Annotated in this window: 15 protein-coding genes; 6 read left to right on the top strand and 9 right to left on the bottom strand. The window is 73.6% G+C overall.

Translation table 11 applies throughout. The features are described from left to right. Positions 1 to 7: 7 nt before the first annotated feature. The 3 genes from C892_RS0113375 to C892_RS0113385 all read left to right on the top strand — a co-directional run bounded on the left by C892_RS0113375 (position 8) and on the right by C892_RS0113385 (position 3,635). A complete protein-coding gene (locus C892_RS0113375) occupies positions 8 to 1,465 on the top strand; it encodes an alanine/glycine:cation symporter family protein (protein WP_017557629.1) in 1,458 nt (485 codons plus the stop codon). Positions 1,466 to 1,785: 320 nt separating this feature from the next. Beyond that, positions 1,786 to 2,859, top strand: coding sequence for a permease (locus C892_RS0113380; RefSeq protein ID WP_017541190.1), 1,074 nt, complete (start codon positions 1,786 to 1,788; stop codon positions 2,857 to 2,859). Next, a complete protein-coding gene (locus tag C892_RS0113385) occupies positions 2,856 to 3,635 on the top strand; it encodes a TIGR03943 family putative permease subunit (RefSeq protein ID WP_017557630.1) in 780 nt (259 codons plus the stop codon). Before C892_RS0113380 ends, C892_RS0113385 begins: the two co-directional genes overlap by 4 nt. Here the strand turns inward: C892_RS0113385 and C892_RS0113390 are convergent. The 4 genes from C892_RS0113390 to C892_RS0113405 are packed head-to-tail and all read right to left on the bottom strand — an operon-like array spanning position 3,626 to position 7,555. After that, complete coding sequence (locus C892_RS0113390; RefSeq protein WP_017557631.1) at positions 3,626 to 4,453, bottom strand: IclR family transcriptional regulator; 828 nt, start codon at positions 4,451 to 4,453, stop codon at positions 3,626 to 3,628. The genes C892_RS0113385 and C892_RS0113390 overlap by 10 nt on opposite strands. Further along, positions 4,450 to 5,301: a carbohydrate ABC transporter permease gene (locus C892_RS0113395; protein ID WP_017541187.1), complete on the bottom strand. Its 852-nt coding sequence runs from the start codon at positions 5,299 to 5,301 to the stop codon at positions 4,450 to 4,452. The genes C892_RS0113390 and C892_RS0113395 overlap by 4 nt, the downstream gene beginning before the upstream one ends. Next, a complete protein-coding gene (locus C892_RS0113400; RefSeq protein WP_026124338.1) occupies positions 5,301 to 6,248 on the bottom strand; it encodes a carbohydrate ABC transporter permease in 948 nt (315 codons plus the stop codon). Before C892_RS0113400 ends, C892_RS0113395 begins: the two co-directional genes overlap by 1 nt. A gap of 8 nt (positions 6,249 to 6,256) precedes the next feature. After that, positions 6,257 to 7,555, bottom strand: coding sequence for an extracellular solute-binding protein (locus tag C892_RS0113405; protein ID WP_017557633.1), 1,299 nt, complete (start codon positions 7,553 to 7,555; stop codon positions 6,257 to 6,259). Positions 7,556 to 8,387: 832 nt separating this feature from the next. Between C892_RS0113405 and C892_RS0113415 the strand changes: the two genes are divergently transcribed. After that, complete coding sequence (locus C892_RS0113415; RefSeq protein WP_017557634.1) at positions 8,388 to 9,722, top strand: glycoside hydrolase family 16 protein; 1,335 nt, start codon at positions 8,388 to 8,390, stop codon at positions 9,720 to 9,722. Positions 9,723 to 10,269: 547 nt separating this feature from the next. Here C892_RS0113415 and C892_RS0113420 read toward each other — a convergent pair. Next, positions 10,270 to 10,686 (bottom strand): SSI family serine proteinase inhibitor, encoded by a 417-nt coding sequence (locus C892_RS0113420; RefSeq protein WP_017557635.1) that lies wholly within the window; start codon positions 10,684 to 10,686, stop codon positions 10,270 to 10,272. Positions 10,687 to 10,965: 279 nt separating this feature from the next. Between C892_RS0113420 and C892_RS0113425 the strand changes: the two genes are divergently transcribed. Both C892_RS0113425 and C892_RS0113430 read left to right on the top strand, forming a co-directional pair. After that, entirely contained in the window at positions 10,966 to 12,360 is a 1,395-nt protein-coding gene (locus C892_RS0113425; protein WP_017557636.1) for a sensor histidine kinase, read from the top strand. A gap of 37 nt (positions 12,361 to 12,397) precedes the next feature. Next, on the top strand, positions 12,398 to 12,739 hold the full coding sequence (locus tag C892_RS0113430) for a hypothetical protein (protein ID WP_017557637.1): 342 nt from the start codon (positions 12,398 to 12,400) through the stop codon (positions 12,737 to 12,739). A 103-nt stretch (positions 12,740 to 12,842) separates the two neighbouring features. Here C892_RS0113430 and C892_RS0113435 read toward each other — a convergent pair whose 3' ends face one another. From C892_RS0113435 to C892_RS0113450, 4 genes are all read right to left on the bottom strand, one after another. Then, the gene (locus tag C892_RS0113435; protein ID WP_017557638.1) at positions 12,843 to 14,339 is read right to left on the bottom strand and encodes a S28 family serine protease; all 1,497 of its coding nucleotides are present in this window, start codon (positions 14,337 to 14,339) and stop codon (positions 12,843 to 12,845) included. Between the two features lie 401 nt (positions 14,340 to 14,740). Next, positions 14,741 to 15,514, bottom strand: a complete 774-nt coding sequence (locus tag C892_RS0113440; protein ID WP_017557639.1) for an ABC transporter ATP-binding protein — start codon at positions 15,512 to 15,514, stop codon at positions 14,741 to 14,743. Continuing rightward, positions 15,511 to 16,614, bottom strand: coding sequence for a FecCD family ABC transporter permease (locus C892_RS0113445; RefSeq protein WP_017557640.1), 1,104 nt, complete (start codon positions 16,612 to 16,614; stop codon positions 15,511 to 15,513). The genes C892_RS0113440 and C892_RS0113445 overlap by 4 nt, the downstream gene beginning before the upstream one ends. Further along, entirely contained in the window at positions 16,611 to 17,708 is a 1,098-nt protein-coding gene (locus tag C892_RS0113450; protein ID WP_017557641.1) for an ABC transporter substrate-binding protein, read from the bottom strand. The genes C892_RS0113445 and C892_RS0113450 overlap by 4 nt, the downstream gene beginning before the upstream one ends. Positions 17,709 to 17,712: the final 4 nt, after the last annotated feature.

A 17,712-nucleotide genomic window follows, 5' to 3' on the forward strand; every position in this document is an offset into this window, starting at 1 on the left:
TCACCGCGTGGACGCACTGAACGACGCCATCGTCTCCGTGAACGATGTGTTCTGGGGCTACCTGCTCATCCCCTTCCTGCTCCTGTCGGCCGTGTACTTCACGGTGCGCTCGGGGGGCGTACAGGTCCGCCTCTTCCCCGAGATGTTCCGCGTCCTGCGCGGGCAGCCGCCCGCGGCGGCCGACGGGAAGAAGGCGATCTCCTCCTTCCAGGCCTTCGCCATCTCGGCCGCGTCCCGGGTGGGAACCGGCAACATCGTCGGCGTCGCCACCGCCATCGCGCTCGGCGGCCCCGGGGCCGTGTTCTGGATGTGGCTGATGGCCCTGCTCGTGGGGTCGGCCGCGTTCGTCGAGTCCACCCTGGCCCAGCTGTACAAGGTGCGCGACCGGGCCGGATTCCGCGGCGGGCCCGCCTACTACATGCAGTTCGGCCTGCGCGCGCGCTGGATGGGCCTGGTCTTCGCCGTCGTCATCACGCTGACCTTCGGCTTCATCTTCAACTCGGTGCAGGCCAACAGCATCGCCGACTCGATCTCCTCCTCCGCGGAGGCCGCCGGCCTCGATGCCGGCCCCGGCCTGTTCTGGGGCGTGGGGATCGCCCTGGCCGTCCTGGTCGGCGCGGTCATCTTCGGCGGCGTGCGCCGCATCGCCCACGTCGCCCAGCTCCTGGTGCCGTTCATGGCCCTGGCCTACCTGGTCATCGGCCTGGCCGTGGTCGCGATGAACCTCGGAGAGATCCCGCGGGTGCTCGGCGACATCGTCTCCGGCGCCTTCGGTGTGCGCGAGTTCGTCTCCGGCGGAATCGGCGCCGCCATCGTGCAGGGCATGCGGCGCGGCATGTTCTCCAACGAGGCCGGCCTGGGCTCGGCGCCCAACGCCGGGGCGACCGCCGCCGTCAGCCACCCCGTCAAGCAGGGCCTGGTGCAGACCCTGGGCGTCTACTTCGACACCCTGCTCATCTGCTCCATCACCGCCTTCATCGTGCTGATCGCCGATCCCGCCTACGGCGAGCGCGAAGGCGCCTCGCTCACCCAGGCCTCCCTGGAGGCCAACCTGGGCGTGTGGGCCGTGCACGCGCTGACCGTCATCCTGTTCCTGCTGGCCTTCACCTCGGTGCTGGGCAACTACTACTACGGCGAGTCCAACCTGCGCTTCATGTCCGCCTCCAACGGGGTCATGGCCGGCTACCGGGTCCTGGTGCTGGGCATGGTGCTGGCGGGCTCGGTCGCCCCGCTCGACCTGGTGTGGACCATGGCCGACGTCTTCCAGGGCGTCATGGCCACCGTCAACCTGATCGCGATCGCACCGCTGGCGGGCATCGCCTTCCTGCTGCTGCGCGACTACACCGCCCAGCGCAAGGAGGGGCGCGACCCGGTGTTCACCCGCGACCGCCTGCCGGGCGTCACCGGCGTGCAGTGCTGGGAGAACGAGACCGACCTCGCGCCCGAGCCCGGCGACCGCCTGTAGCGGCGCACGGCGCAGGGAGCGCAGAGCACGGAGCACTGAACGGCCCCGGTCCCGGACGGGACCGGGGCCGTTTGTGCGCGGAAGGCCCCGCGGACGGGAGGCGAGGGGGTACCCTCTGCCGCGCACCCTCCGGGACGGCGCCGCCCCCGGGGCGGAGCGCGCCGCGCCGCAGGCCCCAGCGCGGACGATAACCGTTTTCGGTACCATTCGCCGGGTACGCCGCACCGCGCTGCACGGCCGCACTGCACCGCCGCACTGCACGGCCGTGCTGGACAGCACCGCGGCGCCGCCCGCCCGACCACCCGATTCGGAGTGCTCACGTGTCCGACAGCCCACCGGGCCCGCCCCGGACGCCGGGCTCCTCCCTCGGCGACTCGCTCGTCGCGGACTGGGAGGACCGCGGGGACGAGCTGCCCCCGTCCGACTGGGGCCGCCCCCGCGGCCCCCGGCGCGCCGCGACCGTCTGGCTCTTCGCGATCCTCATCAGCGGCATGGCCGCGGCCAACCTGTGGCTCGCCGGAGGACTGGAGCACCAGGCCTTCCTGGCCTGGGCCACCGTCTTCACCGCCATCTCCTTCCAGGCGCTGCCGTTCCTGGTGTTCGGCGTCGCCCTGTCGGCGGCCCTGACCGCGTTCGTCCCCGCCTCCTTCTACCGCCGGGTCATTCCGCGCAACCCCATGGCGGCGGTGCCGGTCGCCGGCCTGTCCGGCGCGGTGCTGCCCGGCTGCGAGTGCGCCTCGGTGCCCATCGCCGGCGGCCTGATCAAGCGCGGCATCGCCCCCGCGGCCGCGCTCACCTTCCTGCTGGCCGCCCCCGCCATCAACCCGGTGGTGCTGGTGGCGACCGCGGTCGCCTTCCCCGGCCGCCCCGAGATGTGGGCCGCCCGGCTGCTCGCCTCGCTGGGCGCCGCCGTGGTCGTGGGGTGGATCTGGGCCCGCTTCGGCAAGAGCGACTGGCTGCGCCCGCCCCGCGCGGCGCACGCGCCGGGCGCCTCCAAGGCCGAGGTCTTCCGCGACTCGATGGTGCACGACCTCATCCACGCCGGCGGCTTCCTCGTCGTCGGCGCCATCGCCGCCGCCACGCTCAACGTCGCCGTCCCCCGCGCCTGGGTGAACGGGGTCGCCGAACTTCCGGTGGTCGGCGTGCTGGTCCTGGCCCTGCTGGCGATCCTGCTGTCCATCTGCTCGGAGGCCGACGCCTTCGTCGCCGCCAGCCTCAACGCCTTCTCCCCGACGGCCCAGCTCGCCTTCATGGTGGTGGGCCCGATGGTCGACCTGAAGCTCATCGCCCTGCAGGGCGGAACCTTCGGGTGGGGGTTCGTCCGGCGCTTCGTCCCGCTGACGCTCGCGGCCACACTGCTGTTCACGTTCCTGATCGGAGGGCTGCTCCTGTGAACCGGATGGCGCAAGGCCTGATCCTGGTGCTCCTGGGCGCGGCGGCGCTGGGCACCACGCTCTTCTCCGAGCTGTACCTCAACTACGTGCAGTCGGCCTTCCGGCCCTTCCTGATCGCGGCCGGGGGCGTGCTGGTCGTGCTCGGCGGGGCGGTCATCGCCACCGACCTGCGCGCCGCCGCCCGGAGCGACGACGGCGCCGGCGGCCACGGCGGCGGGCACGGCGGCGCGGCGGCCTGCGGGCACGGCGACGGGCACGGGGCCGAGAGCGGCCCCCGGGTGGCCTGGCTGCTCCTGCTCCCCGTCATCTCGGTGTTCGTGGTCGCCCCGCCCGCCCTGGGCGCCTACACCGCCGCGGCCCAGGGCGCCTCCTCGGCCCCCGACGACCGGGTCGACCTCAGCGAGTACCGGGACGACCCCTTCGCCGAGGCCGGGGACGGCCCGGTCGAGCTGGAGATGCGCGAGTTCGTCTCGCGCGCCTGGACCGACGAGGAGCGCACCATGGCGGACCGGACCATCGAGCTGACCGGGTTCACCGTGCCGAACCCGGAGGGCGAGGGGTGGTACCTGGCCCGGCTGGAGATGGCGTGCTGCGCCGCCGACGCGGTGGTCAACCGGGTGCTCATCACCGACGAGCCCGCCCCCGAGGAGGACACCTGGTGGCGGGTGCGGGGCACCTGGGAGGAGCCCGAGGGCGACCTGCAGCAGGTGCGCGACCACCGGTTCACCGTCGAGGAGATGGAGGCGGTGCAGGACCCGCCCGACCCCTACGAGTAGCCGCCGGCCGCCGCGCCCGGGCCGCGCGGCTGGGCCGGCGCGCCCAGGTCGGCCGAGATGCGCGCCGCCACCGCGGCCACCTGCGGCCCGAGCTGGCGGACCCGCGCCGCGGGCAGGCGGCTCACCAGTGACGACACGCTGATCGCGGCGATCGGGTCGCGGTTGTGGTCGAAGACCGGTGCCGCCACGCAGCGCACCTCCGGCTCGTTCTCCCGGTCGTCGATGGAGTAGCCGCGCTCGCGCACCCGCCGCAGCTCCTCCACGAAGACCTCCGGGTCGGTGACGGTGCGCGAGGTGGCCGGGGCCAGCCCGTCCTCCAGCACGTCCCGCACCAGGTCCGGCGGGCTGAAGGCGAGGATGGCCTTGCCGACCGCGGTGCGGTGGGCGGGCATCCGGGCCCCGATCCGGGAGGCCATGCGCACCGTGGTGGTGTTCTCCACCTTGTCGGCGTACACCACGTCGTGCCCGTCGAGCAGGACCAGGTGGCAGGTGTGGCCGGTGCGCCGCATCAGGTGGCGCAGGTGGTCCGAGGCGACCGAGCGCAGGTCCATCTGGTCCAGGTAGGCCTGCCACAGCGACAGCGCCGCCGGGCCCAGCCGGAAGCGCCCGCTGGTGCGGTCCCGGGTCAGCAGCCCCGCCTCCAGCAGCGGGGCCGACAGCCGCAGCACCGAGCTCTTGTTCACCCCCACCCCCTCGGCGAGCTGGGTGAGGGTGGCCCCGCCGCTGCCGGCGGGGGTGGACCGGACGAACTCCAGGATCGCGAGCGCCCGGCGCAGCGACACCGACGCGTTGCGGCGGGGGGAGGTGTCGGCGTTCATCCCTTGACGGCACCTCCCAGGCCCGACGCCAGCCGGCGCTGCACGAACAGGAAGAACACCAGCACCGGCAGCGTCATCAGCACCGACCCGGCCATGATCCCGCCCCAGTCGTTCTCGTCGGGCTTGAAGAACGACAGCAGCGCGATCGGCAGCGTCTGGTTCTCCTGCGCCGAAATGATGAAGGTGCGGGCGAACAGGAAATCGTTCCAGGTCATGATGAAGGAGAAGATGCTGGTGGCCACCACCCCCGGCGCGGTCAGGGGGAAGAGCACCCGGGTGACGAAGGTGAGGCTGCCCGCCCCGTCCAGCCACGCCGCCTCCTCCAGCTCCTGGGGCACCGCGGCGACGAACCCGCGCAGCATCCAGATGGCCAGCGGCACCGCGAAGGCGGTGTGCACCAGCATCAGCGAGCCCAGGTGGTTCAGCCCCAGTCCCGGGACCGCCCCGCCGATGGTGCGCATGAGGAAGAACAGCGGGATGGTCAGCGCCTCCACCGGCACCATCTGCGCGGTGATCACCATGATCAGCAGGGTGGTGCGCGAGCGGAAGCGGTAGCGGGTCAGCGCCACCGCGGCCAGGAAGGCGCACAGTGTGGACAGGACCACCACCACGGCCGCCACCAGCAGGCTGTTGAGCAGGTACTGGCCGAACCCGTCCACCAGCAGCACCCGGCGGAAGGAGTCCAGGCTCGGCTCCAGCGTGTACGGCCGGGGGTCGCCCGCCTCCAGGTCGGTGCGCGGCTTGAGCGCCGAGAGCACCATCCAGTAGAGCGGGAACGCCACCGCGGCGGCGATCAGCAGGCCGGCGCCGTCCGTGCGCACCCGCCGCAGCGTCGCGAGGCCTCGCATCACAGCACCTCCCCTTGGCGGCGCAGCGTCCGCAGGTACAGCAGGGTGATCAGGAGCAGCAGCACGGTGGTGACCACGCCGATGGCCGAGCCCAGGCCGTACTGGCTGGAGGCGAAGGCCTGCTGGTAGGCGTACACGTTCAGCACCAGGTTCTGTCCGGCGATGCCGCCCCCGCCGGTCATGATGTAGATCTGCGTGAAGATCTTGAAGTCCCAGATGATCGACTGGACGGTCACCACGGTCATGGCCGGGCGCAGCATCGGCAGCATGACCGAGCGGGCGATCCGCCCGGTCGAGGCGCCGTCCAGCCGGGCCGCCTCGATCACCTCCTCGGGGATCGCGCGGATGCCCGCGTAGAGGGTGACCATGACGAAGGGGAACGAGCACCAGACGACCTGGGTCCACACCAGGCCGAACGCCGGCCACTTCGCATAGGTCCAGGAGTGCCCGGAGAAGCCCTCCAGGCCGATGGCGACCAGGGCCTGGTTCACCGGCCCCAGCAGCGGGTCGAACAGGAACAGCCACACGGCGCTGCCGGTGACCGCCGGGGTGGCCCAGGCCCCCAGCGCCGCCAGGAACAGCAGGGTGCGCACCCACGGCGAGAGCCGGGTGGCCAGCACCGCCAGGCCGCCGCCGACGGCCAGCGTGCCCAGCACGCAGGCCGCGGCGAAGACCGCCGTGTTGGCCAGCACCTCCCAGAACTGCGGGTCGGAGACCAGGGAGGCGTAGTTCTCCAGGCCGATGAAGCGCAGCGGCTCGGCGCCGGTGACCTGCGGCTGCCGGTAGTCGTAGAAGGAGACCAGCACCAGCTGGTACAGCGGGTAGACGAGCAGGGCGCCCAGCACCGCCAGTGCGGGCAGCAGGTACATCCACGGTTCGAGGGCGCGCCGCCGGGCCCCGGGGGCGGTGCCCCCCGGGCGCCGGAGCGCGGGTGCCGACAGGCCCATCCGGCGGGTCACTCTCCGCCGAAGGCCTCGTCGAGGGAGGCGGAGGCCTCCTCGGCGGCCTCGTCCACGCTCGCGTCGCCGGCGGCGACCGTCTGGACCATGGTGGGCAGCACCGCCTCGGCGTCGATGGTCGCCCAGGCGCCGGTGGCCGGCACGAACCGGGTGCCGGCGTCGATCGTCTCGATGAAGGGGGCGATCTCCTCGTCCTCGGCGGAGATCTCCTCGCGCACGTCGGTGAAGGTGGGCAGGTTGCCCATCGCGTCGTACATCTGGCGCTGGTACTCCTTGCCGGCCAGGAGCTTCGTGAACTCGACCGACAGGGTGCGCTTGTCGGTACCGGCGAGCACCCCGAGGTTGTTGCCGCCGGCGAAGGCGGGGGCGATGCTGCCGGGCTCGGTCCCGGGCAGCGGGACGACGGCGGCGTCGTCGGCGATGTCGCCGTCCTGGACCGCCTTGAGGTTGAAGTTGCCCCCGATGGTCATGGCGGCGTCGCCGGCCACGAAGTTCTGCACGCTGGCGTTGCCGTCCATCTCCGCGCACGTCTGCGGCGGGCAGACGTCGTCGGAGAGGATCTCGGTGTACAGCTCCAGGCCCTGCTTGGCCTCGTCGGAGGCGATGGCGGAGGTGTAGGAGCCGCCGTCCTCCTCGGCGATCTCGCCGCCGTGGGCCCACACGAAGGGCAGGAAGCCGTAGGTGTAGGCGCCGCCGGTGGACACGCCGAGCATGTCGGCGTCGTCCTCGCGGACGGCGCGCCCGGCCTCCACGACCTCCTCCAGTGTCTCGGGCGCCTCCAGGCCGAGGTCGTCGAAGACGTCGGTGCGGTAGTACAGGGCGCGGGCGCCGAGGAACCACGGCACCCCGTAGGTGCCCTCGCCGACCCGGGCGGTGGCGGCGACGTCCTCGGGGATGCCGGCGTGGTCCTCCCAGTCGGCCAGGTCCTCGGAGATGTCGAGCATGCCGCCGGACTCGACGTAGCCGGCCAGGTCGGTGTTGCCGTACTCGGCGACGTCGGGGGCCGAGGAGGCGTCGGTGAAGGCGGCGCGGAACCGCTCGGCGCGGGTGTCCACGGGGATGTACTGCACGTCGACGGTGACCCCGTCGTGGGCCGCCTCGAACTCGGCGACCGCCTCGTCGACGACCTCCTCCTTGGGGTCCTGGTCGACCTCGGAGAACAGCCAGACCCGGAGGGTGCCCTCCATCTCGTCGGCGCCGGAGGCGCCCCCGTCGGTCTGGGCGGGGGCGCAGGCGGCCAGGAGCGCGGCGGCGCCGGCGAGGGCGGCCGCGCGGACCGGGCGGAACGGTCGCATCGGGTTCTCCTTCGGGGGACAAGGGCGATACCGGACGGAACCAGCTGGTGGCCCATGAATGTAAGGAAGGTGTACAGATCCCCAGAAGAGGGTGGGCCCAATGTTGTGCACTGCACAAGAGGGAGACGACTATGCACGACGCCCCAGGTCACAGAGAGACCGTCTGGGTCCCCTGGGGGTGGGAGTGAGGGGCCGGCGGGCGGCCCGCAGGGCCTGTGACCAGCACGATCGGGCCTGGCGGGGCGGATGGTGCCCCGCCCGCCGGCATCGACACCCTTGTTGATCTCGGGAGAGTCGGGGTAATACCGGCGAGTATTACCCCGACTCTCCCGAGATCAGCGGCAGGGAGGGGCGCGTACCCGGGGCGGGGACGCCGGTCACGCCGCAGCGGTCGCACCGCTCGGAAGGGCGCGGCCGACAGTTCCACCACGCCGGCGGACATGACCGGGCTCTGACGGGGGCGGCGACGAAGGCGGAGGGCGGCCGCTCGGTGCCGCTCGCCGGTGAGCGCGTCGTGGGCCTTGCGCCCGTCGGCCGAGTGCTCGGCGGTATCGGTCCGGGAGTACGGCCGCATCGGCGCGGAGACCGCGCTGCCCTTGACGGCGTGTCCAGGGCAGGTGTGGGAGCGCTTCCACGGATGAACGGTACCCCCCTTGTAGGTGTCTGGGGGAGTCTGTATGGTTTGCCACCCATTCGTTCCGTGACGCCGTGGTGGCTCGGCGTCATGGGAACGGCGTGCGCGATGTCCCCCAGTCGAGCCGGGCCGATCCGCGCACGGCCCTACGCGGTCGACGCCGACCGCGAGGCCCGGCACGCAGTTTGGAGCTGTCGGATGAACCCGACCATCGCCCCCCGAAGTCCCCGCATCCCCGGAATCCTCCGGTCCCGTCGACCCCGCGGGCCGCGCGCCCCGGGCACGGTCGTCCTCTCGGCGGCCGCGGTCGCCGTCCTGGTGGTTGTGGGGCTGGCCGCGCCGCAGGGCATGGCCCCGGCGGACGCCCAGCCCGCCCACCCGTCCCCGTCCTCCCCGGAGCCGCAGGCCGCACCCGGCGACCTGGTCTGGGCCGACGAGTTCGACGGACCCGCCGGGAGCGCTCCCGACCCCGCCAAGTGGCGCCACGAGACCGGCGACCACGGGTGGGGCAACGCCGAACTCCAGAACTACACCACCAGCCGGGCCAATTCCGCGCTCGACGGGAACGGCCATCTCGCCATCACCGCGCGCAGGGAGAGCGACGGATCCTACACCTCCGCCCGGATGACCACTCAGGACCGGTTCGAGCGCGCCTACGGACGCTTCGAGGCACGCGTCCGCATCCCCGAGGGGCAGGGCATTTGGCCCGCGTTCTGGATGCTCGGGGACAGCTTCCCCGACACCCCCTGGCCCGACTCCGGCGAGATCGACATCATGGAGAACATCGGCCGCGAACCCCACCTCGTCCACGGCACGGTGCACGGGCCGGGCTACTCGGGGGCGGAGGGCATCGGGGCCTCCTACGCCCACCCCCAGGGCTGGGCGTTCGCCGACGACTTCCACGTCTTCGCGGTCGACTGGACCCCGGATGCCATCACCTGGTCGGTGGACGGCGTCGCCTTCCAGACCCTCACCCCCGCCGACCTGGGCGGCGACCCCTGGGTCTTCGACCATCCGTTCTTCATGATCCTCAACGTCGCGGTCGGCGGCACCTGGCCCGGCTACCCCGACGAGACCACCCGTTTCCCCCAGCAGATGCTCGTGGACTACGTCCGCGTCTACGACAACGGCACCGGAACCGGGGAACCGACCGGCACCATCACCGCACCCACCGGCATCTGCGTGGACGTGGCGGGAGCCGACACCGCCGACGGGACGCCGATCCAGGTCGCGCACTGCAACGGCAATCAGGCCCAGCAGTGGACCATGGCGGCTGACGGCACGGTCCGCGCCTTGGGCAAGTGCATGGACGTCGCGGGCGGCGGCACCACCGCGGGGACGGACGTGCAGTTGTGGGACTGCAACGGCACCGGCGCGCAGACGTGGACGTACTCCCCGGCCACGCGGGAACTGCGCAACCCGCGGTCCGGGATGTGCCTGGACGGGCGCGGCGGGAGCCTGGCCGACGGTACGCGGTTGCAGATCTGGACCTGCAACGGGGCCCAGAACCAGCAGTGGACGGTGCCCGCCTGACCGTTGGCGGCTCCGGTGAGGGGCCCGACCGCCGCTGAACCGCTCCCCGGAAGTCGGGCTGGAGAATCCGGTTCCATCGGCCAGGGAGCAGGACAGCGTGAACCGGCCCCCTCACCGTGCCGGAACAAGGACCGCTTCACGGTCGGGACCGTCAGCCGTCAGCGCGCCTGCTCGCCGCCCTGCCCCGGCCGGCGCCCTTGAATGCGATCGGGAGTGGTGAATTCACCACTCCCGATCGCCGCTCCCAATTCTGGGGCCCGCGCGGCGAGAATAGGTCTTGGCCAAGGGAAAAGGAGTCGACCGTCTGGGTTTCGCCGGCCTGCGGCCCTTCCTGTCCTCGCTGGAGGGAATGGGGAGGAGTCTCCTCTTCGCTCTTTCCCTCCTGAGCCGGGCGTGGAGCGGGTGGCGCCCTTCGTGCCGCCGATCTCGGGAAAGACGGCCTTATCAAGGCACTTTTCAGGCCGACTCTCCCGAGGTCGGCGCGGGGCCGGCCCGATAGGGCGCCGACGTTTCACCACTCCAGCCGAAGTCGTCGGGAACCGGCGGGCTAGAAGTCGAACACGCGGTCGGTCTCCACCTTGGCGGTGCACAGGTTGCCGAAGGTCTCACGGTAGTCGACGGGCCGCTTGAACCAGTGGCCCGTGGCCGTGACCTCGACCGGCCGGTACTGCATTGTGCAGGGCTCGCCCGTGCTGCGCAGCATCTCGAAGTGGCCGCCGGCCTCGGTCAGCGCGTCGCAGGCCTCCGAGCGCTCCGGGTGCGATCCCCCCGAGGGGTGGCACCGCAGGGTCACCTTCGAGCCGTCCGAGCCGTCCTCGTACGTCCAGGCCAGCACCAGGCGCGATGCGGAGGGCGCGGCCGGCGGGGCGCCCGCGGGGGCGGCGTGCGCCGGGGGAGCGGCGATCAGTGCGGCCGCGCTCGCCGCCAGGCCCGCCACGGCCGCCTTCGTCTGCCGGTTCAGCATCGGGGTCCTCTTCCTGTCTCCTGTGGTCGGTGGTCCCAGTGCGGGGTCGGGAGCGGGCGCGCGCCCCTCCGTCCGCGGCGCGCGTCCTACTACCGACCGTCATTGAACCGTGACTCACCGCGCTGTGGGGGTGATTCGGAGAAATCCCCGCGTGTCCACGCCCGCCGATGCGGTAAAAACTGGACAAAAGTCCGATCGTGGTCTCCGTGTCCGGGAACGGCCCTTCAGTGTCCGACTGCGATGATCAGGGGGCGCACGACGGTCGGGGGGCGGATTCCGATGGGCATGTTGCGGCGGCTCCGGCCGCGCTCGATCCGGGGGCGGGCGACCGCCGGATCGCTGCTCATCGTCACCCCGCCGCTGGTGCTCGCCCTGGTCCTGGTCGGGATCGGGGCGGAGCACGAGGGGGCGCGGGCCCGCTACGACCGGGCGGCCGAGGCGGCGCGGCAGGTCTCCACGCACATCGGGACCCGCGCCTACGAGGGCCCCGTGCCGCCCGCCGCCGGAGTGGTGCGCATCCAGGTGGTGGACGCGCGGGGCGAGGTCGTGGCCGCCAGTTCGGCCATGCAGGGCCGCGCGCCGCTGACCGCCGCGCGGCCCGGGGACGGCGACTTCCTCGTGGAGGACTCCGCCTGCCCCGGGGGCGAGCGCGGCGCGTGCCTGAGCATCGTCGGCCTCGCCGCCGGAACCGAGGCCTACGGCCCCGTCGTCGTCTACGCCGCGGTGGCCGACTCCGCCGCCGCCACGGGACCGCTCCTGGAGGTCGGGCTGGCCTGCGTGGGCGTGCTCGTGCTGGTCGCCGTGGGCTGGATGGCCTGGCGCGGTGCCGGGCGGGCGCTGCGTCCGGTGGACAGCATCCGCCGCGACCTGGAGCGGATGTCGGCCCAGGACCTCGGGCGCCGGCTGACCATCCCCTCCACCGGGGACGAGCTCGCCGAGCTGGCCCGGACCGGCAACGCCACGCTGGAGCGGCTGGATCGGGCGATGGACCGCCAGCGCAGCTTCGTCTCCGACGCCTCCCACGAGCTGCGCAACCCGATCGCGGGGATGCGCACCCGGGTGGAGGTGGAACTGGCCGACCCCGATCCGGAGCCGGGGGCGGCGCGCCGCGCGCTGGAGGGGCTGCTGCGCGACGTCGAACGGCTCCAGCGCATCGTCGACGACCTGTTGGAGCTGGCCCGGCTCGACGCCGACGCGGCCGCCGGCGGCGCCGAGGTCGATCTGGCGGCGATGGTGCTGGAAGAGGCCGAACGGCGGGTAGCACCCGTGGAGATCGTGGTCGAGCCGGGAGAGGGGGCGCGGGTGCGCGGCGACCGGGTGCGGCTCGGGCGGGTCCTGACCAACCTGCTGGCCAACGCCGAGCGGCACGCCCGCGAGCGCGTCCTGGTGGCGGTGCGCACCGAGGGCGGTGCCGCCGTCATGGAGGTGCACGACGACGGGGCGGGCATCCCCGAGGCCGAGCGCGAGCGGATCTTCGAGCGATTCGCGCGGCTCTCGGAGTCGCGCCGCCGGGACCCCGGCGGCTCGGGACTGGGCCTGGCGATCTCGCGCGGGGTCGCCGAGGCGGGCGGCGGCACGCTCACCGCCGGTGCCAGCCCGCTGCTGGGCGGGGCGGTGCTGGTGATGCGCCTGCCGCTGGCCGGGAACGGGGCTGGGACCGGTGACGGCGGATGATGCACGGCACCGGAAGAAGCGAAGGAGGGGACGGGCGATGACCGAGCGCGATCCGGAGTGGGAGTCCGAGCGGTTCGGGGGCGACGACGAGCGCCTGCGCGGCGAGCGGCGCGAGGAGGAGCGCCTCGAGGCGGAGATGGGCGACGACGATCAGGAGGTCGACGTCGGCCTGTGGGAGCGCTACATCGAGGACCCTCCGGAGGGGGAGGTCGAACCGTTCGACACCGACGAGGAGGACCGGCCCGGCGGCCTCGGGATCTCGCAGGAGGTGGCCGAGGAGACCCGCCGGGGCGAGCGGGACGCACCGCTGAACGAGTACGAGGAGGGCGGACCGGACGGCCCCGAGGACGGGGCCATGGACGTCCGGCGGGAGGAGTGAGTCCCGCCGGGGGCGCTTCGCAGGCCGTCCGTGGCCCCGGTCTCCGGTGGGGAAGGCGCGCTGCCCGCCGGAGACCGGGAGACCCTGTCGCCGTCCGCCGCCGTCAGCGTCCCGGCAGGGTGGGCGGCATGCCCTGCTCGCCGGCCCGCTCCTCTTCCGCGCGGCCGTCGAGTTCGGCGTCATAGGGCGCGATCGGGCGCTCGTCCGCCTCCTCGTCCACGCCCGCATAGCGCAGGACCGCGGCCGTGGCCGCTTCCTCGTCCGCGGAGTCCAGGGACAGGATGGACGCGTAGTGGTTGGTCCCCGGCGCCTCGAACGCGTGGCTGTCCTCGGTCCAGCGGCCCGGACGGTACCGCTCCGCGCTCCACGGGTCGTTCTCGCCGTAGACGAAGAGCATGTTCTCCGCCCGCGCGCGCACCCAGAAGTCGGTGCCCCAGGTGAGGCGGGGGTCGAACGGTCCCATCTCCACCTCGGCGGGCACGTGGTCGCGCGCGCTCAGGTCGGGGTAGCGCAGCAGGTGGTCGAGGTGGCGCGCCCGGGGGCGCGGGTCCCCCAGCTCGGTCCCGGCCTGGTAGTAGTACGGCGAGTACCGCTCCACCACCTCGTCGGTGAAGAAGGCGACGCCGTACGTCCGGTCCAGCCACGACCACAGCTCGGCGTCGGAGGCGTCGGGCGAGGGGATCGACGCGCAGCCCTCCTCGCTCCCGGACTGCCAGAACCCCCAGGCCAGGTCGCGCACGACGGCCTCCAGGGCCTTGTCGGCCGAGCCCATGATCCGGTCGAACGAGGCGTCGTTGCGCTCGGCCCAGTCCTCGTAGCGCTCGACCATGCTCTCGCGCCGCTCCAGGGTCTCCACCTGGACCTCCTCCAGCGCCTGCCGGCACTCGGCGGTGCCCACGCGTTCGAGCATCCGCTCGTAGGCCCGGTCGCCGGGCCGGTCGGCGTCGTTGGGGGCGACGTAGGCGACCACCCCGTCCATGTCCCCGGGGTGGAAGCGTTCGTAGAACACCGCGGTCATCCCGCCCTTGCTGCCGCCGGTGGCGATCCACTCCCGCGGGTAGAGGGGGTCCAGGGCGGTGAAGATCCGGTGCTGGTCGTCGGCGGCCTGCTCACTGGTCAGCGCCGACCAGTCCGAACCGGTGTCCGGGCGCGATTCGCCGAAGAAGCGGTATTCGAGCGACACCTGGTTGGCGTCGGCGATCCGGGCCGGCTCCGAGCGCGACGGCCGGGGGTCGGCGGGCAGGTCGTAACCGGAGGTGGAGAAGACGGTGGGGCGGTCGGTGCCGCGGTGCAGCACGGTCAGGCGCTGTTCGAAGGTGCCGGAGCCGGGGTCGCGGTGGTCGACGGGCTGGGTGTAGGCCAGCACGAAGAAGCGGTGCCCCTCGGCGGGCTTCTCCTCGATGAGCCGCATCCCGGGAACGGCCAGCAGCCGGTCGAGGATGTCCTCCCCGCTCCGGTCGGAGGCCGATGCGGCAGCGGGGTCGGCGGATGCGGCGGAGGCCGGTCCGGCCGCGGCGGGGGCGGGGGCGAGCAGGGAGCCGGCGAGCAGCGCAGCGGCGGCGGCCGCGGCGGCACCGAGGCGGGGGGACGGTCTGCGCAAGACGAACCTCGTGAGTGGAGTCCGGTGGCGGTCCGGTCGGCACGCGGTCGGCGCCCGACCGCAAGCAAACCTAGACAGACGGCACGAGCGGGGCAATGGGCCCCCGGCCCGCGGCCGGGCGGGCGGGCGCACGACCGTGGCGCCGTCCCCGGGCCCGGTGGGGCACGTCGGCTTCAAGAGGGGGAGGCTCCAGCGGCCACGGCCGCCGAGAGCCGCACCACTTCAGCGGACCCCGTCCCGCCTGGGTGATGGTGTCCTTCCGTGTGGTGGGACTTCGCCCGGTCGGTCTGAGCCGGAGGCGTCTGGAACGCGGCGAGCCGTCGTGCGGCGGTCGAAGGGACCGGTGCTTCCACGGCCGTGCCCATCGCCGAGGAGGCAGGCCGCCCGGCCCCTCGACCGGCTCACACCGGTCGGCCCGGCAGGAAATGGACCGACGGCCTGGCCTCGGGGCCGCGCGGCTCCACCTCCGCGCGCACGCCGTACACCTCGGCGATGAGGTCCTCCGTGATCACCTCGGCGGGGGTGCCAGCGGCGACGGCCCGCCCGTCCTTCAGGACCAGGAGGCGGTCGCAGAACATCGCCGCCAGGTTCAGGTCGTGCAGGGCCACCACCGCGGTGACCTCCAGCCGGGCCACCAGGTCCAGCACGTCCAGCTGGTGGGCGATGTCGAGGTGGTTGGTCGGCTCGTCCAGCAGCAGCTCGTGCGGCCCCTGCGCCAGGGCCCGGGCGATCTGCGCGCGCTGGCGCTCCCCGCCCGAGAGCGTGTGCCAGGCCTCGTCCGCCCGGTCGGCCAGGCCGACCCGCTCCAGCGCCCGCTCGACCGCGTCCTCGTCCGACCGGGACGGCGCCGACCACGCGCGCCGGTGCGGGATCCGCCCGAGCCCGGCGACCTCGGCCACGGTCAGGTCGGTCTCGGTCGCGGCGTTCTGCTCGACCACGGCGATGCGGCGGGCCGCCGTCCGGCGCCCCACCCGTGCCAGCGGCACCCCGTCCAGCTCCACCACGCCCGCGGCGGCGGGACGGAGCCCGGCCAGCAGGCGCAGCAGCGACGACTTGCCCGACCCGTTCGGCCCGAGCAGCCCGGTGGTGGTGCCGGGCGCGGGCGCGAGGCTCACCCCGTCGACCACCAGCCGGCCGCCGACCGACCAGGAGACCTCGTGTGCGAGCAGGCTCACCGGCGGCCTCCCGCGGACGCGCGGGCGGTGGGGCCGGCGGGGCGCGGGTGCGCATCGAGCGGACGCCGGCGCTTCGGCCCCGCCGAGCGCGACGGGCGGCCCCGGTAGAGGATGTACATGAACGCGGGAACTCCGATCAGCGAGGTCACCACCCCCACGGGAAGGTCCTGTGGGGCGAACACGTTGCGGGACAGCGCGTCGACCCAGACCAGGAAGACGGCGCCGGCCAGCGCGCTCGCGGGCAGGACGTGCCGGTGGCCGGGGCCCGTCAGCGCCCGGACGGCGTGCGGCAGCACGAGCCCGACGAACCCGATCGCCCCGGCGCTGCTGACCAGGAACGCGGTGAGCAGCGCGGTGGCGAGCAGCAGCACCAGGCGGGTCCTGCCCACCGCCACGCCCAGGGCGGCCGCCGCGTCCTCGCCGAAGGCGAAGGCGTCCAGTTCCCGGGCGCGCGAGGCGAACACGGCCAGGGCGGCCACCAGGGCGGCGGCGCACGGCCACACGTCGTCCCAGCGCGCGCCGCTGAGCGACCCGAGCAGCCAGAACAGCACGCTCCGGGCCTGCTCGGCGTCGGCCGAGGAGTACACGATCAGCGAGGTCAGCGCGGAGAACAGCTGCATGACCGCCACCCCGGACAGCACCACCTTGGCGGTGGTGCCGCCGGAGAGCCTGCTGAGCAGCAGCACCAGCGCGAAGGAGACGCACGCGCCGGCGAACGCGCCGGTGGACAGGGAGAACAGCCCGCCCCCGACACCGAGGACCAGCACCAGGACGGCGCCGGTCGAGGCCCCCGAGGACACGCCCAGCACGAACGGGTCGGCCAACGGGTTGCGCAGCAGGGACTGCAGCACCGCCCCGCAGACCGCGAGCCCGGCCCCGCACACCGCGGCGAGCAGCGCGCGGGGCAGGCGCAGCTCCCACACGATGCCCTCGCGCACCGCCGACAGCCCCGACTCGGGTCCGCCCGTCCGGGACCAGGCCACCGCCGCCACCTCGGGGACCGTGATCCCCGCCGGACCGAGGGCGGTGGCGGCGGCCACCGACAGGGCCAGGATCACCAGGCCGGCGGCGGCCGCGGCCGCGCTCCGCCCCGCCGTCATGATGCCGACGACAGCGCGTCGGCGACCTGCTCGATGCCCTCGACCGTCCGGATCGAGGGGTTCATCGACGCGCCGCTCACCACGATGTAGCGCTCCTCGCGCACCGCCTCCATGTTCCGGGTGACCGGGTCGCTCTCCAAGAACTCGATCTTGGCCTCGGCGCTCTCGGCGGTCTGCGTCTCCCGGGTCAGGTCGCCCACCACGAGGTGGTCGGGGTCGCGGTCGGCGACCGTCTCCCAGTTGATCTGCGGCCACTCGTCGGAGGTGTCGTCGAAGGCGTTCTGCGCCCCCACGGCCCCGGTGATGATGCCCGGGGCGCCGCAGCACCCGGCCATGTAGGGGGCGTTGGAGTCGGAGAACCAGTACATGAGCGTGGTGTCGGAGGCGGTGTCGGGGTCGATCCCCTCGGTGGCGGTGTCGACGCGCTCCTGCAGGTCGGCGACGAGCTCCTCGCCGCGGTCCTCGACGCCGAACAGGTCCGCCAGCTCGCGGACCTCCCGGTAGACCGTCTCCATCTCCAGGGGCTCGTCGCGCGTGCCGTCGCCGCCGGTGCTGTTGTCCTTGCCGACGCAGTCGGCGGGGGAGAGGTAGGTGGGCACGCCCAGCTCCTCGAAGTCGTCCCGCTCGGCCACGCCGCCGGTGCCCATGGTCGAGGCGAACGAGGCGCCGACGAAGTCGGGCTCGGCGTCGAGGACGCGCTCGAAGGAGGGCATGTGCTCGGCGAGGCGGGGCACCTTCTCCTCCTCGTCCTCCAGCCCCTCCATGACCGGGTCGGTCCACTTGGCGGTGCCGGCCATGCGGTCGGCCAGCCCGAGGGAGAGCAGGATCTCGGTGGTGCCCTGGTCGAGGGCGACGGCGCTCTGCGGCGGGGCCGCCACCTCGACCTCCCGGCCGCAGTTCTCGATCGTCTTGGGGGAGCCGGCGGCCTCGGGGCCGGAGGCGTCGCCGCCTCCTTCGCCGCCTCCGGCGGAGGCGCATCCGGAGAGCAGGAGCGCCGCCGCGGCCAGGGCGCCGAGGGCGGGGGCCGGGCGGGGGCGGCGGCGGGCGGGACGGGGGACGGGGCTGCCGTGGGCAGCCGGGGCAGGAGTCGCCACGGAG

It is taken from the genome of Nocardiopsis baichengensis YIM 90130 (assembly GCF_000341205.1).
Lineage (GTDB): Bacteria > Actinomycetota > Actinomycetes > Streptosporangiales > Streptosporangiaceae > Nocardiopsis_A > Nocardiopsis_A halophila.

Coding starts and splice junctions, on each gene's coding strand:
- C892_RS0113395 (WP_017541187.1), bottom strand. CDS start 5,301: ATGCGAGGCCTCGCGACGCTGCGGCGGGTGCGCACGGACGGCGCCGGC.
- C892_RS0113425 (WP_017557636.1), top strand. CDS start 10,966: ATGGGCATGTTGCGGCGGCTCCGGCCGCGCTCGATCCGGGGGCGGGCG.
- C892_RS0113430 (WP_017557637.1), top strand. CDS start 12,398: ATGACCGAGCGCGATCCGGAGTGGGAGTCCGAGCGGTTCGGGGGCGAC.
- C892_RS0113445 (WP_017557640.1), bottom strand. CDS start 16,614: ATGACGGCGGGGCGGAGCGCGGCCGCGGCCGCCGCCGGCCTGGTGATC.
- C892_RS0113415 (WP_017557634.1), top strand. CDS start 8,388: ATGAACCCGACCATCGCCCCCCGAAGTCCCCGCATCCCCGGAATCCTC.
- C892_RS0113405 (WP_017557633.1), bottom strand. CDS start 7,555: ATGCGACCGTTCCGCCCGGTCCGCGCGGCCGCCCTCGCCGGCGCCGCC.
- C892_RS0113400 (WP_026124338.1), bottom strand. CDS start 6,248: ATGGGCCTGTCGGCACCCGCGCTCCGGCGCCCGGGGGGCACCGCCCCC.
- C892_RS0113420 (WP_017557635.1), bottom strand. CDS start 10,686: ATGCTGAACCGGCAGACGAAGGCGGCCGTGGCGGGCCTGGCGGCGAGC.
- C892_RS0113390 (WP_017557631.1), bottom strand. CDS start 4,453: ATGAACGCCGACACCTCCCCCCGCCGCAACGCGTCGGTGTCGCTGCGC.